The organism is Compostimonas suwonensis, assembly GCF_002797855.1.
Lineage (GTDB): Bacteria > Actinomycetota > Actinomycetes > Actinomycetales > Microbacteriaceae > Compostimonas > Compostimonas suwonensis.
In genome coordinates, this window is record NZ_PGFB01000002.1 from 528,128 (window position 1) to 542,400 (window position 14,273).

Genomic DNA, 14,273 nt, shown 5'->3' on the forward strand with positions numbered 1-14,273 from the left:
TACCCCTGTTCGAGGGTGGTCGCCGCTCATCTCGGCGATCCGGTCGCCGAGACCCAGCCGTCGGGCCGTTCGCGGATCAGACCCTCGATGCCGAGCAGGCCGAGGGTCGCCCGCACGGACGAGGGCGAGAGCCCGGAACGCCGAGCGAGGTCGTCCGCCGTGCGAGCCGTGCGGGTCGAGAGGGCGTCGAGAACACGCTGCTCTTCGCCCGAACGGCGGTCGCGGGCGGCGGGGGGCTCGGGGAGCAGGCCGGTCACGAGCTCGGCCATCTCAGCGGCATCCGTGACGCAGACGGCGTCGAACTCGCGGATGAGACGGTGGCACCCGGCCGACGTCGCGCTCGTGACGGGCCCCGGAACGGAGCCGAGAGGCCTGCCGAGGGCCGCCGCGTGACCGGCCGTGTTGAGCGAGCCCGAGCGTCGGCCCGCTTCGAGCACGACCGTCGCGCGGGATGCCGCGGCGATGATCCTGTTTCTCTGCAGAAACCTCCACCGGGTGGGCGGGGCGCCGCACGGCAGCTCCGAGAAGACGGCGCCCGTCTCCGCGATCCGGGTGATGAGGGCGTCGTGCCCGCTCGGGTAGTAGCGATCGAGGCCGCCCGCGAGAAAGGCGACCGTTGTGCCGTCGCTCGCGAGCGCCGCCCGGTGCGCCATGCCGTCGATGCCGTAGGCGGCGCCCGAGACGATGACGAATCCGCGGTCGACGAGGCCCGCCGCGGCCTCCATGGTGACGTGCTCGCCGTAGCCGCTCGCGGCACGGGCTCCGACGAGGGCGATCGACCGCGCCCTCTCCCCCAGACCGACCGCGCCGCGCCGCCAGAGCGCGAGCGGGGCATGCGGCCCCAGATCGTCGAGCCCGTGCGGCCAGCTCTCGTCGCCCCGGAGCGCGAGGAAGACACCCGATCGGGCCGCCTGCTCGAGAGAGCGGACCACCTGAGCCGAGACGAGTCGTGGGCGCCAGCGCTCGAGCCCCTGCCCGATCGCCGGAGTGACGGCCGTGATGTCGACGTGCGTCTGCGACGCCAGCTCTTCTGCGATCGCCGTCGCCGAACGGCCCGAGACGATCGCCTCGAGCGCGGCGCCCGCCCCCAGACCGTCGATGAGCAGAGCTGCGGCGGCGTCTCCCGGTTCGGCGATGCTCGTCCAGGCGGCGCGAGCGAAGACCTCCTCCGGCGCGGCGGCATCCCCGTCGCCGTCGTCCCGTTGCCGGACACCCCGGGCGAGGGAGGCGACGAGCCGATCCTCGAGCGCGAACACGGTCATGGTGCGATCCCCTTCCTGAGGTACAGGGCGCGGCCGATGTGGTCGCCGCCCGGGCGTTGCGCGCCGTCGAGATCGCTCAAGGTCCAGGCGACCTTGAGAACGCGGTCGTAGCCGCGCATCGTGAGCGCACCGCGTTCGAGAGCGCGGTCGAGGGCGGTCGTCGTGCCGGGCGGCAGCACCATCTGCCTGCCCCGCAGCCACGGACCGGGCACCTGCGAGTTGAGGCTCCACGGGGTGCTCGCGAGGCGCTCTGCGGCCTGGTCGCGGGCGGTTCGAACCCGGGCGCGCGCGTCGAGGGTCGTCAGCCGCGCCTGCTCGGTCGAGACCCGGAGCTGCGTCGCCGAGATCCGCCGGAGCTGCAGGTGGATGTCGATGCGGTCGAGCAGGGGGCCCGAGATCCGGCCGAAGTACCGGCGGCGCGACATCGGCGCGCAGCTGCACTCCGAGTCGGGCGAGCCGTACTGCCCGCACGGGCAGGGGTTCGCAGCGAGGACGAGCTGGAACGATCCGGGAAACCGCGCGGTGGCGTTGGCCCTGTCGATGGTGATCGTGCCCGACTCGAGCGGCTGGCGCAGGCAGTCGAGCACGGCGGGCTGGAATTCGGGGGCCTCGTCGAGGAAGAGCACTCCGTGCGAGGCCCGTGCCGCCGCACCGGGTCGGATCCTGCCGCTGCCGCCGCCGACCATCGCCGCAGCGGTGGCGGTGTGGTGCGGGCTCTCCCACGGCGGTCGCACGACGAGGGCCGAGCCCACCGCGCCTCCCGCGAGCGAGCGAAGGATCGTCACCTCGAGAGCCTGCTGCTCGCCGAGGTCGGGCAGGATGCCGGGCAGGCGCGCGGCGAGCATGGTCTTGCCCGCGCCCGGCGGGCCGATCATCGACACGTGGTGGCCTCCGGCCGCAGCGGCGAGAAGAGCCTCGACGGCGTCGTCGTTGCCCACGACGTCGGCGAGCTCGAGCGGCTGCGCGCCGTCGTCGCGCACCGTCTCGAGCCGCACCGGCTCGACCGGAACCGGCTCGAACTCCCCGCCGTGCCAGATGACGGCCTCGAGCAGGCTCGCGACCGGAACGACGCGGATTCCCTGCACGAGGCTCGCCTCGTCGGCGTTGGCGCTCGGGACCATGATCGTCGCGACCCCGGCCCGGGATGCGGCGACGACGGCAGGCAGGATGCCGGGCACCGGGCGCAGCCTGCCGTCGAGTCCCAGCTCGCCGAGGTGCACGACCCGCGCTACCGACTCGGCCGACACCGTGCCCGCCGCCGCCAGGCTCGCGAGCGCGATCGAGAGATCGAAGCCCGACCCGTACTTGGGCAGCGCGGCCGGCGACAGGTTGACCGTGATCTTGCGCCCGGGAAGATCGCACCCGGAGTTCTTGGCCGCCGCGCGAACGCGCTCGCGCGACTCCGAGAGCGAGGTGTCGGGCAGGCCGATGAGGGTGAAACCCGGCAGGTTGCTCGACAGATCGGCCTCGACCTCGACGACGAAGCCCGTCATGCCCACGAGCGCGACGCTGAGCGTACGGCCGAGCGACATCAGGAGATCCCCTCGAGATGCTCGATGACCGGTCGCGCGTTGCGGGGCGCGACGATCGCGACCGCGTCGACGCGCAGCGGCCGGGGCCCGCCGTGAGCATCGCACCATGCGGCGGCGAGCCGTCGCAGCCGAGCGACCTTGACCGGCGTGATCGCGGCGAAGGGATGCCCGAAGTCGACGCTCGTCCGCGTCTTGACCTCGACGACGACCGTCACGCCTGCGCGCTCGGCGACGATGTCGATCTCGCCGAGCGCGCACCGCCAGTTGCGATCGCGGATCGTGTACCCCCGCTCAGCCAGGTACTCCCCCGCGAGCTCTTCGCCCCGCCTGCCCAATTCGTCTTTCGCTGCCACGTCGACCTCCGCGATCGAGCATGCCCGCGGGCGATGGCCTGCACGGGCGCATGCACGTTCGCGGTGGAGTATCGGAACGCTGCCCCAACTGTGCAGGGAGCATCATCACCCCGGCCACCGCGAATGAACGCACGTGCCGACGATCACGGTCTTCCCTCGCACGCCGATGCGAGCTACTATTACCGTACTATGGATGCAATTTTCATTCTACGGAATATTCTCCGTGACACCAGCCCTCTCACGGTCGGGAACCGCCCCTGATGAGCGACCCGGCGGCGCACGGCACCCACCCCAGAGGATCGGGGGAAGCGGACCGCGCCCGCAAGCTTCGAGAGCTCGCCGACGATCTCTCGGCCTCTCGAGGGGCGGCCGCTGATCCTGAATCGATCGCCGCAGATTGGCTGACACGGCCCGGGGTGCTGCGCAGACTCGCCGGGCTGCTGGCGACGGGGATCTCACCCGAGACGGACCGGGTCGTGGCGATCGGCGCCGGAGCCGCCGTTCTCGGGTGCGCCGTATCCCTTGCATCCGGCCTTCCCTTCGTCGCCATAGCGCACGACGGGCCGTCAGCCGCCGACGATGGCCCGAGCCTCACGGTGTTCGGCCGCGTCCGCCCGAGTGAGACGATCGCGATCCTGAGTCTGTTCGACGAGGCGTACGACGATGTGCGATCCCACCTCGTCGAGAGCGACGTGGTCGTCTCGGGTCGGCAGGTCGTTCTCGTTCCGCACTCGACGGCGAATGCGCGAGGCGCCCACGACCCCGGATCGCTGTTCGCCCTCGACGACGCGCAGCACATCACGCCCCGGAAGGAAGAGACATGAGCGACACGGTTTCCGAGAACACACGAGAGCGCCTGGCGGAGCTCACCAGGTCGGATGGCGACACGCAGTGGATCGACACCGCGACATCCCCGCGTATGCTCGACGAGCTCGGAAGGGACATCGCCGAGCTGCTCCGAGAGCACGAGCCCGACGCGATCATCTGCTGGTTGAGCGAGGACGAGGTCCTCATCGCCCATGCCGTCGCACTCGCGCTGAGCCTGCCGGTGAGCCGCGCAGACGACGATCTCGGTCTGCTCAGCCTCCGTCCCGCGCTCGAGCCGACGGCGACCAGAGTGGCGATGATCGCGACCTCCTGGACCCGGTACGTGCCCGTCGGGCGTCTCTTCTCCCTGCTCCGAACCCAGCAGAAGACCGTCGTCGGCATCGTCTCCCTCCTTCCCGGGGAGCGGCGACCCGATCTGATCCCGACGGACATCCCGTACCTCACGCTCGGTGAGTCGTGAACTCCTCGGCACCCGGCCTCGTGCCGGACGCTCGAACATCGGCGGAGTCCGCGGCGATCGCGCTCATCGATCCGAGCGCCATCGCCCGCTCGATCGAGGATTTCGCTCGGATCACCGAGCCCGGCGCCGGTGTGACCCGTCTGGCCTACACCGAGCTCGAGCGCGAGGCCCATCGCCTGTTCGCCGAAGAGATGTCACGACTCGGTCTCACGGTGACGGTCGACGCGGTCGGCAACTCGATCGCCGAGCTCCCGGGCGGCTCGCCCGGCAGGACGGCGGCCGTCGGCACCGGCTCGCATCTGGACTCCGTTCCCTCCGGAGGACGTTTCGACGGCATCGCCGGTGTCTCCGCGGCGATCGAGACGGCACGAGTCATGGTCGAATCCGGGATGCAGCGCCGTCGCCCCTGGCGTTTCGTCGTCTTCGCGGCGGAGGAAGGGGCTCGCTTCGGACAGGCGTGCAACGGCAGCAGGGTTGCTGCGGGACTGACGACGTCCGCCGACCTCGCAACCCTCGTCGACAAGGACGGCATCAGTATCGAAGCCGCCATGGCCCGCGTCGGCCTGCAGCCGGACGCGGCGGCTTCGGCCCGCTGGCGCAGCGGCGACTGGGCCGCGTTCATCGAGCTCCATATCGAACAGGGGAACGTGCTCGAGACGAACGGCGCGCGCATCGGAGCGGTCGACATCATCTCGGGCAGCAGCCGGCTCATGGTGAGCGTGACGGGAACGGCCACCCACACCGGCGCGACACCCATGCATCTGAGGCGGGACGCGCTCGTCGCCGCGTCGGAATGCGTTCTGCGCTCCGAGCAGCTGGCCACCGACCCGTTCCACCGCGGCACGCGCATCACCGTCGGGCGCCTCGACGTCTCGCCGGGCTCCATCACCACGATCCCCGGACGCGTCGTCTTCACCGTCGACATCAGGGACTTCGACAGCCAGCGGCAGCGCGAGACCATGTCGGAGCTGATCCGCTCGTTCACCTCGATATCCGCAGCACGCGGCGTCGAGATCGAGATCGAGACGATCGGCGACACCTCTCCCGTCGTGCTCCCCCTGTCGCTCGTCGAGCGGATCGCGGACGCGGCGCACACGCAGGGACTGCGTTACCGGATGATGCCGAGCGGTGCGAGCCACGACGCTCAGCAGATCAGCCGCGTGACGCCGACGGGGATGATCTTCATCCCCAGCCGCGGAGGCCTGAGCCATGTGCCCGCGGAGTGGAGCTCCTCCGAGGACATCGCAGCCGGCACCGCGGTGCTGATCAGAGCGCTCGCCGGGATCGACGCAGGTGCCGCGGACGACGGAGAGGCTTCGTGATGACCATCCCTTCCCTGGGAACCTCAGGCCCGTTCACCATCACGGGCGTGCGGAGAGGCGATGATCCGCGCCCGGTCGACATCGACATCGACGCAGGGCTCATCGTGGCCGTGCGCGTCTCGAGCGGCGTCGACTCGACCCCCTACGTGCTCCTGCCCGGTCTCGTCGACCTCCACACCCATCTCCGCGAGCCGGGCGGAGAGACCGCCGAGACGATCGCGAGCGGGACGAGGGCGGCGGCGGGTGGCGGCTACACGGAGGTCTTCGCGATGCCCAACACCATTCCCGTGACCGACACCGTGGAGCGGATCGAGGACGTGCGTCGCCGCGCACACGGCGCGAGTGCCATCGTGCATCCCGTCGCCGCCGCGACCCTCGGCCAGCAGGGAGACACGCTGGTGGATGTCGTGTCCCTCCGCTCGGCGGGCGTCACCGTCTTCTCGGACGACGGACACTGCGTCGACGACGAGGGGCTGGTGCACGATCTGCTCTCGGTGCTCGCCGAGACGGGCGGGGTCTTCGCTCAGCACGCCCAGAGCGGACGGATCGTCGGCGACGGGGTGATCAACGACCGTGTCGCAGAGTCGGCCGGATGCGCCGGATGGCCGTCCGCGGGTGAGGAGGCCGTCGTCGCCCGCGACATCGCCCTGGCACGGGCGACCGGCGGACGGCTCCACATCTGCCACGTCTCCACCCGCCGCACGGCCGACCTCATCCGCTGGGCGAAGTCCGTAGGCGCCCCCGTCACCGCCGAGGTGACCCCTCACCATCTGATGCTCACCGACGAGGATGCGGTCGCCCGTGGCCCGGCGCTCAAGGTCAACCCGCCCCTGCGCTCCCGCGACGACGTCCTGGCGATGCGAGAGGCGCTCCGCGACGGCACGATCGACGCCATCGGCACCGATCACGCCCCCCACCCGGCGGCGGCCAAGGAGCGGCCCTGGCAGACGGCCGCATCCGGTTTGACCACGATCGAGACGGCGCTCCCGGTGGTGGCCTCCGTGCTCACCGACGCTCGCACCGGAGCCGTCGACTGGGCGCATCTGACACGGGTCATGTCGGTGACGCCCGCTCGCATCGGCGGCCTCACACATGCCGGCACGGAGTGGGAGCCCGGAGCCGCTGCGAACTTCTGCGTTGTGGAGGAGGGCGGACCGTGGCAGTTCGACGCGTCGCAGATGCTGAGCCGCTCGACCAACATGCCGTTCGACGGCCTCGCTGTTCGGCATCGGGTGGTCGCGACCGTGCTCGGGGGCCGGGTCACGCACGGTCGCTAGAGGGCCGTGCGCCGGCGGCGGATCGATGACCGTGCCACGGCCTCATGCGCCGGGGAAGCCGCCGCCCGCGTCCATGCCCCGCCAGACAGCCATCTCGGGTGTGGTCACGCCGAGCTGCTGCAGGGCGCGACGGCACGTGTGATCCACCATCTCGTCGAGGGATCCGGGGCGCGTGTAGAAGCTCGGGACGGGCGGGTAGATGACGGCGCCCGAATCCGCCGCCAGGGAGAGCAGCCGCAGATGGCCTCGATGAAGCGGCGTCTCGCGGACCATGAGCACAAGAGGCCGCCGCTCCTTGAGCGCGACGTCGGCGCTTCGCGAGATGAGGCCGTCCGCATACGAGTTCGCGATGGCCGAAAGGGTCTTGATCGAGCAGGGCGCGACGATCATCCCCGCGGTGGTGAAGGAACCGCTCGAGATGGCCGCGCCCAGGTCGTCGTTGGAGTAGACGACGTCGGCCAGATCCGCGACGGCGGAAACACTCATCCCCGTCTCGGCATGAATGGTCGATCGCGAGCCCCTGCTGATGACGAGATGGACCTCGACGTCGTCGATCTCACGGCAGATCTGCAGTGTCCGGATACCGTAGACGGCGCCCGAGGCACCCGTGATACCGACGACGACCCTCCTCCGTTGCGCAGGGAGGGTCACGCGGACGCCCCCGAGGGCGACAGTCGAGACGGCGCGCCGCCGATCGCCACGCTGATGTCCTCGGCCGCTGCGACCACCGCGCCGACGATCTGGTGCCGCAACTGCTCCGGCTGACTGCGCTCCTGAGGAGTCGTCAGCGTGATGCCGGCGACGATCGCACCCGAGGCGTCGCGAATGGGCGCCGCCGCGGCCCAGATGTCGAAATCGAACTCGTTGTCACAGACGTCGTACCCGAACGACCGGATGTTCTCTAGATGAGCGATGACGTCGTCGACGCTCGACGGCGTCTTCGGCATGAGCTGAACGAAGGGGTGACCCTTCAAGAGAGACCTGACCGAATCGTCGTCGAAGTCGCTGTAGAGAACCCGCGCGGATGCCGCGGCGTGGAGGGGCACGGCCTGGCCGACCGACACGGAGAGGTGGAGGGGCCGACGGCTCTCGGCCAGCGCCACGCAGACGGCGCGCCCGTCGATCAGCTGCGTCAGCATCACGGTCTCGTTGAACTTCTCGCTGAGAGCCCGCACGTTGATCTCGGCGGTGGCGGCGAGCGTCTCCCTGCGAGCGAGCGACGACATCCGTTGGAGGCGGCGTCCGGGGAAGTATTCGAGAGACACCGGATCACGCCGGATGAACTGCTCGTCGGTCAGGACTTTGAGGATGCGATGCATCGTCGCGAGCGGGTAACCGAGCTTCTCGCTCGCCACCGTCAGCGAGACTCCTTGTTGAGCCTCCACGATGAGGGCCAATGCGTTGAGTGTGCGAACGACGACGTTCATCGATTCCTCCTCCTGTCTTCGGGTTCGCCGCCCGAGGGAGCCGCCGAATACCACCTTACGGAAGTTTGTGCTCTGATTCGGGAACTCGGGGAACTTGGACCACTTCGTCATCCCATGCTTGACAAGGACGGTTGGGCCTGTGGTTTAATTACTTCAATTATACGGAAATGACTTCCATAATACGAATGTGAGATTCGATGAGGACAACCGCCTGGCACGATCTGCGTCAATTCCTCGACGCGCTGGAGCTTCGCGGTGATCTGCTCCGCATCTCCGATCCGGTCGACTGGGAGTACCAGGCTGTCGGCCTCACCCGGCAGAGCTCCGACATCGAGGGTCCCGCACTGCTGTTCGAGAACATGCGGGACAGCTCGTTCTCCTGCCTCAGCGGGCTCTTCGGCGCATCTCGTCGAGTGGCGCTGGCACTCGGCCAGGACTACGACTACCTCCTGCGCCATTTCGGCGAGTTGGAGAGCAAGCTCATCGAGCCCGAGCTGACGACCTCCCCGGCGCCCTGCCAGGAGATCGTTCTCACGGGTGAGGACATCGACATCCTGTCCCTCCCGCTCCTGCGCCATTTCGAGCTCGACGGCGGCCGCTATCTCACGGCGGGCCTCCAGGTCGCGCACGATCCCGACACCGGCGTGGGCAACGTGTCGATCCATCGCCAGCTGCCGCTCGACCGCAACCACCTGACCGTCTTCGCACCGCTCGGCCGTCATCTGCGAACGATCATCGAGCGCTGGCACGAACGTGGCGAGCGAGCCGAGATCGCCGTCGTGATCGGGGCCGATCCCGTGACGCAGATCGCGTCGCAGGCCCGAGCGCCGTACGGTGTCGACGAGTTCGCCATCGCCGGAGGCATGCGCGGCGAGGCTCTCGAGATGGTGCGATGCACCACCATCGATGTGAGAGTGCCCGCGACGGCCGAGATCGTCATCGAAGGCTTCATCGTTCCGGGGCGTCTGGAAGACGACGGCCCCTTCGGCGAGTACCCCGGCACATACAGTGAGGCGAAGCCGGCCCCGGTCATGGAGATCACCGCCATCACCCACCGCAGGGGTGCGATCTACCAGAACACTCTCACCGGCACGCCGATGACCGAGAACCATTGGATGATGCAGCCGAGCGCGACGGCCCTCGCCTACCGCGAGGCGCTGAGGATCACGCCGGAGATCAGGTCCGTGCACATCACCCCGGGAGGGGCATCCCGCCATCACGTGATCGTCTCCCTCAAGAAACGGCATCCCGCGGAGCCTCGCAACGTCATGCTCGGACTCATGGCCAGCACGCTGGGCGCGAAGCTCGTCGTCGTCGTCGATGACGACATCGACCCCTACGACCTGCAGCAGGTCGAATGGGCGGTCAACACTCGTATGCAGCCCGACCGCGACGTCGTCGTCGTGCCCGGTCTCTACAGCCCGACCCTCGACCCGTCGGCGCCGGCGGCCCGCACCAGCGCCAAGATGGGCATCGATGCGACCGCCCCTCTGGGGCACGAACGCCGGATGTACGAGCCCCCTCGGATCATCGGCGACGACGGCTGGTCGCTGCGAGCATTGCTGGACGACTCGGACTGGTCCGTCTCGCACGGTGCCGCATACCTCGACGGACCCCGCGCCTGAGCGCGGCGACGGCTTCTGGAGATCACCGCATGAACCAAGCACCATATGGCTGGCACGCCCGCATCGGGCTGATCCTGCCCTCCGACAACGTGCTCATGGAGCCGGAGCTGAATGAGCTGGGCCTGCCGGGGGTGAGCTTCCACGTCTTGCGCCTGACCGCGACCGACCCCGAGGAGATGCGTCGTCAGGCGATCGAGCTCGCGGGGTCGATCACCGAGATGGGACTCGATGTGGTCGTCTACGCCTGCGCCGAGACGAGCTTCAACGGCGGCCGGACCTCGCGTGCATCCCTGTCCGCTCTCATCGCCGAGGAATGCGGGCTTCCGGTGATCACGGCGACCGAGGCCCTGCTCAGAGCGTGCGAGAGCATGGAGCTTGTGCAGGTAGCCGTGGTCTCGCCGTACTCCGTGCGTTCCGGAACGGATCTGGAGGACGTCCTCGCCGAGAACGGGTTGACCGTGGTGGCGGCCACCCATCGCGACTTCAGCCTGGAGACGGACGACCCGCGGGTCTGGTTCCTGACCAACCGCCAGGCCCCGGCCGAGGTCCACGCCATGGCGAGGCAGCTCGCCCACGGCGATGCCGACGCCGTGCTCATCGTGTCGACGAATCTGGCCACCCTGCGCATCCTCAGTCCGCTCGAAGAGGAGCTGGGGAAGCCGGTGCTCAGCAGCAACCAGGCGATCGTGTGGTGGTGTCTCCGGCGTCTCGGCCTGTCCATCGATCTGAGTGCGCTCGGACGACTCGCCGACGCCGACATACCGGAGGCGCCGGGATCCCGAGTGGCCAGGCTCACCACGACCGGATCGACGGAGTGAGACTTCAGGGACGCGCGGCCCTCGTGACCGGAGCCGGAGGCGGCCTCGGCAGCGCGATCGCGACGGGACTCGCGCAGGAGGGGGCGAGCGTCGCGCTGCACGACCGCAGACGCGACGACGTCGAGGAGCTGTACGATGCCATCCGGCGCGAGGGCGGGGATGCCGAGATCGTGACAGGCGACATCGCAGCACCCGGTGGAGCGCGGTCCATCGTCGGTCAGGCGGTGAAAGCGCTGGGCGGCCTCGACCTCCTGGTCAACAACGCCGGGATCATGAGCACGACCGCCTTCCTCGACCTCTCGGAGGACGAGTGGCGGAACGTCATCGACGTCAATCTGACCGGGTATTTCCTGGTCGGGCAGGCCGCCGCACGCCACATGGTGGCCCACCACGGCGGAGCCATCGTCAATGTGTCGTCGACACGACAGGTGCAGTCGTGGCCGGGAAGTCTGGCATACGCGTCATCGAAGGGCGGGATCGCCGCGCTCACGCGCTCGATGGCGCTCGAGCTCGCGCCCCACGGAGTGCGTGTCAACAGCATCGCGCCCGGCACCTTCGTGACCGATCTCAATCGGGAGTACGTGACGGCGCCGGAGTTCAGACGGAAACGGACGGCATCCATTCCGGCCGGCCGCTACGGCGAGACCTCCGAGGTGGTGGGCGCCGTCGTCTTCCTCGCCTCGGACGAGGCTTCCTTCGTCGTGGGAGCCTCTCTCATGATCGATGGAGGGCAGACCCTGTGGTGATGAACGCGATCGGAGCCGGACGAACGAGAGGAGCTCCATCGTGCTGCTGATCGACGCCACCGAGGTGGAACGGCTCTACGGCATGTCGCAGGCCTTCGAGTCGGTGGCCGAGGCCGCGATAGCGCAGACGCGCGGAACGACGGATGTACCCGCCCGCGCCGGATTCCGGGTTCCCGGCGCCGACGCCGAGGTGCTCGTTATGCCGGGCGTCGTCGACGGGACGACTTTCGGCTCGAAGATCTGGTACTCCTCCGGCGGCGACTCCCTCCCCTCCTCCGCCGCCCTGATCGTGCTCGTCGACCCCGAACTGGGCGAGGTCGTCATGGACGGCAGCGTCATCACCGATCTCCGCACGGGCGCCATGACGGGTCTGGCGGCCGCCCGGCTGGCTCCGCCCGCCACCTCCGTCGCGGCGATCATCGGGGCCGGCGCGCAGGCTCGAACCCAGGCGCTCGCACTCGTACACGCCCTCGACACGCTCACGACGATCCGAATCGCCTCCAGGAACCCGGACCGCCGGAACGATTTCGCCTCCGCGCTGCGCCGAGAGATCTCCATCGCGCACCCGAGCCGGGACGTCGAGGTCATCGCCGTCGACTCGGTGCGATCGGCCTGCGCGGGCGCAGGGGTCGTCGTCGCCGCGACGACATCAGCCACTCCTGTCATCATGGACGACTGGATCGGGCCCGACGTCCTCGTCTGCGGTGTCGGCAGCCACACCCCCGACGCGGCGGAGATCGAGATGCCGATCGTCGCACGAGCGAAGCGGGTCGTCGTCGACACCGTCGTCGGCGCTCTGCACGCCGCAGACATCACCGCCGCCCTCGAGAGCGGGAGCCTGGCTCGGACGAGCATCATCGAGCTCGGCGAGCTGCTCCAGGAGCCGGCCGGCACCGGCGCCGGCGGGATCAACGTGTTCAAAAGCGTGGGATTCGCGGCGGCGGACATCTACTCGGCACGCTCGGTGGCCCGCGCAGCGGTTGCGCGCGGAACCCGGACGTTCGACATCCACGGCTGAACTCCGTCAGCCGACGACCTGGAAAGGACAGCAATGACGTCACCTCAGCACGAAGGCCACCGACGCCTTCTGATCGCCAACGGCTCCATCCTGCGGGGGGTCGGCGTCGACGATGTCCCCGAGATCGCAGACGTTCTCATCGTCGACGGCGTCATCACCGAGATCGGCACCGACCTCGTCGCCGTTCGCGATGAGGCCACCGAGATCCTCGACGCGACCGACAAGCTCGTGATCCCCGGAATGATCAACTCCCACTACCACTCGCACGACACCCTCGCGAAGGGAACCCTGGAGGAGGAGCCTCTCGAGTACTGGCGCCTGATGGCTCTGCCTCCGCAATACCCGAAGCGCTCCCGCGAGGAGGTGAAGGCGCGCACGCTTCTCGGCGCCTACGAATGCCTCCGCTCGGGCATGACGACCGTGCAGGACATGGTCACCCTGTTCCCCTTCGATCCCGAACATCTCGAAGCCGTTGTGGAGGCCTACGAGGAGATCGGGATCCGCGCGGTCGTCGGGCTCCAGTACGCCGACAAGAAGGGCATCTCCACAATCCCCTTCTGGGAGGACGTCTTCCCCGAGGAGTTGCACGGCTCGCTCTCCACCGCCGCAGAGCCCGACGCCGACATCGACCAGCTGTCGTATCTGGAGGAGCACTATCTGCAGGGTCCGGCGCGCGAGCGCGTCACCTGGGCGCTCGGCCCGTCGGCCCCGGAGCGCTGCTCGACCGGGCTTCTCCAGCGCACGATGGCGCTCGCGGAGAAGTACGACCTGCAGATCTTCACCCATATCTACGAGTCCAAGGGCATGGCCCTGCAGGCCAGACGCGAGTACCCCCAATACGCGGGCTCGCTCATCCGCCGGCTGCAGGAGGAGGGCATGATCGGTCCTCGGGTCAACCTCGCCCACAGCGTGTGGCTCCTCCCCGACGAGATCGAACTGCTCGCGGAGACGGGAACGAACGTCGTGCTCAACCCGCTCAGCAACCTCAAGCTCAAAAGCGGGATCCCGCCCATCCACGCGCTCGAGGAGGCCGGAGTGAGCTTCGGGCTCGGCTGTGACAACTGCTCGTGCAGCGATGCCCAGAACATGTTCCAGGCCATGAAGCTCTTCGCCTTGGTCGCCGCGATCAGCAATCCGGATCCCGGACCCAACCAGGCCGATCGCGCGTTCCATGCGGCGACGGCCGGAGGCGCCCACGCGCTCGACCGCGAGGAGGACCTCGGTCGTCTGGCGCCGGGCTACCGCGGCGACGTCGTGCTGATGGATCTGACCGATCCGACCTTCGTGCCGCTCAACAGCGCCGTGCGCCAACTCGTCTACACGGAGTCGGGCCGCGGCGTCACCGACGTCGTCGTCGACGGACGGATCGTGATCAGAGCCGGAGTGCTCCAGACGATCGACCCGGCGGATCTGCTCGCCCGGATCGCCTCGGTCGTCCCGGAGTTCCAGAAGGATTTCGAGCAGGTGAAGAAACGCGCGGACGGGCTGAGCGGATATCTGCTCGAGGCCCACCACCGCACCTGGGCTGAGGACGTCGGAGCGAACCGCCTCTTCACAGGGCGATGAACGTCGATGCGGGTCGTGCGCTGGATCGATCGATCCAGC

General features: G+C 69.0%; 14 protein-coding genes. 9 read left to right on the top strand and 5 right to left on the bottom strand.

Annotated elements, in window-relative coordinates:
* Positions 1-26 precede the first annotated feature (26 nt).
* The 3 genes from dprA to CLV54_RS06270 are packed head-to-tail and all read right to left on the bottom strand — an operon-like array spanning position 27 to position 3,147.
* Positions 27-1,262 (bottom strand): DNA-processing protein DprA, encoded by a 1,236-nt coding sequence (dprA, locus tag CLV54_RS06260; protein ID WP_100344073.1) that lies wholly within the window; start codon positions 1,260-1,262, stop codon positions 27-29.
* Entirely contained in the window at positions 1,259-2,794 is a 1,536-nt protein-coding gene (locus tag CLV54_RS06265) for a YifB family Mg chelatase-like AAA ATPase (RefSeq protein ID WP_100344074.1), read from the bottom strand. Before CLV54_RS06265 ends, dprA begins: the two co-directional genes overlap by 4 nt.
* Positions 2,794-3,147 (bottom strand): YraN family protein, encoded by a 354-nt coding sequence (locus CLV54_RS06270; protein WP_100344075.1) that lies wholly within the window; start codon positions 3,145-3,147, stop codon positions 2,794-2,796. The genes CLV54_RS06265 and CLV54_RS06270 overlap by 1 nt, the downstream gene beginning before the upstream one ends.
* Before the next feature lie 260 nt (positions 3,148-3,407).
* On the opposite strand from CLV54_RS06270, the gene CLV54_RS06275 reads away from it, so the two are divergent.
* Genes CLV54_RS06275 through CLV54_RS06290 form a run of 4 tightly spaced genes read left to right on the top strand, consistent with a single transcriptional unit; the run spans position 3,408 to position 7,034 of the window.
* Positions 3,408-3,971: a hypothetical protein gene (locus CLV54_RS06275; protein WP_157802831.1), complete on the top strand. Its 564-nt coding sequence runs from the start codon at positions 3,408-3,410 to the stop codon at positions 3,969-3,971.
* On the top strand, positions 3,968-4,435 hold the full coding sequence (locus CLV54_RS06280; RefSeq protein ID WP_100344077.1) for a hypothetical protein: 468 nt from the start codon (positions 3,968-3,970) through the stop codon (positions 4,433-4,435). Before CLV54_RS06275 ends, CLV54_RS06280 begins: the two co-directional genes overlap by 4 nt.
* A complete protein-coding gene (locus tag CLV54_RS06285) occupies positions 4,432-5,757 on the top strand; it encodes a Zn-dependent hydrolase (protein ID WP_245861429.1) in 1,326 nt (441 codons plus the stop codon). Before CLV54_RS06280 ends, CLV54_RS06285 begins: the two co-directional genes overlap by 4 nt.
* Positions 5,757-7,034: a dihydroorotase gene (locus tag CLV54_RS06290; RefSeq protein ID WP_100344078.1), complete on the top strand. Its 1,278-nt coding sequence runs from the start codon at positions 5,757-5,759 to the stop codon at positions 7,032-7,034. Before CLV54_RS06285 ends, CLV54_RS06290 begins: the two co-directional genes overlap by 1 nt.
* Before the next feature lie 42 nt (positions 7,035-7,076).
* Here CLV54_RS06290 and CLV54_RS06295 read toward each other — a convergent pair whose 3' ends face one another.
* Together CLV54_RS06295 and CLV54_RS06300 are read right to left on the bottom strand one after the other, a co-directional pair.
* Positions 7,077-7,685, bottom strand: a complete 609-nt coding sequence (locus CLV54_RS06295; RefSeq protein ID WP_100344079.1) for a UbiX family flavin prenyltransferase — start codon at positions 7,683-7,685, stop codon at positions 7,077-7,079.
* Positions 7,682-8,461: an IclR family transcriptional regulator gene (locus CLV54_RS06300; protein ID WP_170061959.1), complete on the bottom strand. Its 780-nt coding sequence runs from the start codon at positions 8,459-8,461 to the stop codon at positions 7,682-7,684. The genes CLV54_RS06295 and CLV54_RS06300 overlap by 4 nt, the downstream gene beginning before the upstream one ends.
* 197 nt (positions 8,462-8,658) lie before the next feature.
* On the opposite strand from CLV54_RS06300, the gene CLV54_RS06305 reads away from it, so the two are divergent.
* The 5 genes from CLV54_RS06305 to CLV54_RS06320 are packed head-to-tail and all read left to right on the top strand — an operon-like array spanning position 8,659 to position 14,234.
* Complete coding sequence (locus CLV54_RS06305) at positions 8,659-10,086, top strand: UbiD family decarboxylase (RefSeq protein ID WP_100344081.1); 1,428 nt, start codon at positions 8,659-8,661, stop codon at positions 10,084-10,086.
* A gap of 29 nt (positions 10,087-10,115) precedes the next feature.
* The gene (locus CLV54_RS17415) at positions 10,116-10,904 is read left to right on the top strand and encodes a maleate cis-trans isomerase family protein (protein ID WP_157802832.1); all 789 of its coding nucleotides are present in this window, start codon (positions 10,116-10,118) and stop codon (positions 10,902-10,904) included.
* Positions 10,901-11,650, top strand: a complete 750-nt coding sequence (locus CLV54_RS17420) for an SDR family NAD(P)-dependent oxidoreductase (RefSeq protein WP_157802833.1) — start codon at positions 10,901-10,903, stop codon at positions 11,648-11,650. The genes CLV54_RS17415 and CLV54_RS17420 overlap by 4 nt, the downstream gene beginning before the upstream one ends.
* 40 nt (positions 11,651-11,690) lie before the next feature.
* Positions 11,691-12,668 carry an ornithine cyclodeaminase family protein gene (locus CLV54_RS06315; protein WP_157802834.1) on the top strand — a complete coding sequence of 326 codons (978 nt, stop codon included), beginning with the start codon at positions 11,691-11,693 and terminating at the stop codon, positions 12,666-12,668.
* A 33-nt stretch (positions 12,669-12,701) separates the two neighbouring features.
* Positions 12,702-14,234, top strand: a complete 1,533-nt coding sequence (locus CLV54_RS06320; RefSeq protein ID WP_100344083.1) for an amidohydrolase family protein — start codon at positions 12,702-12,704, stop codon at positions 14,232-14,234.
* Positions 14,235-14,273: the final 39 nt, after the last annotated feature.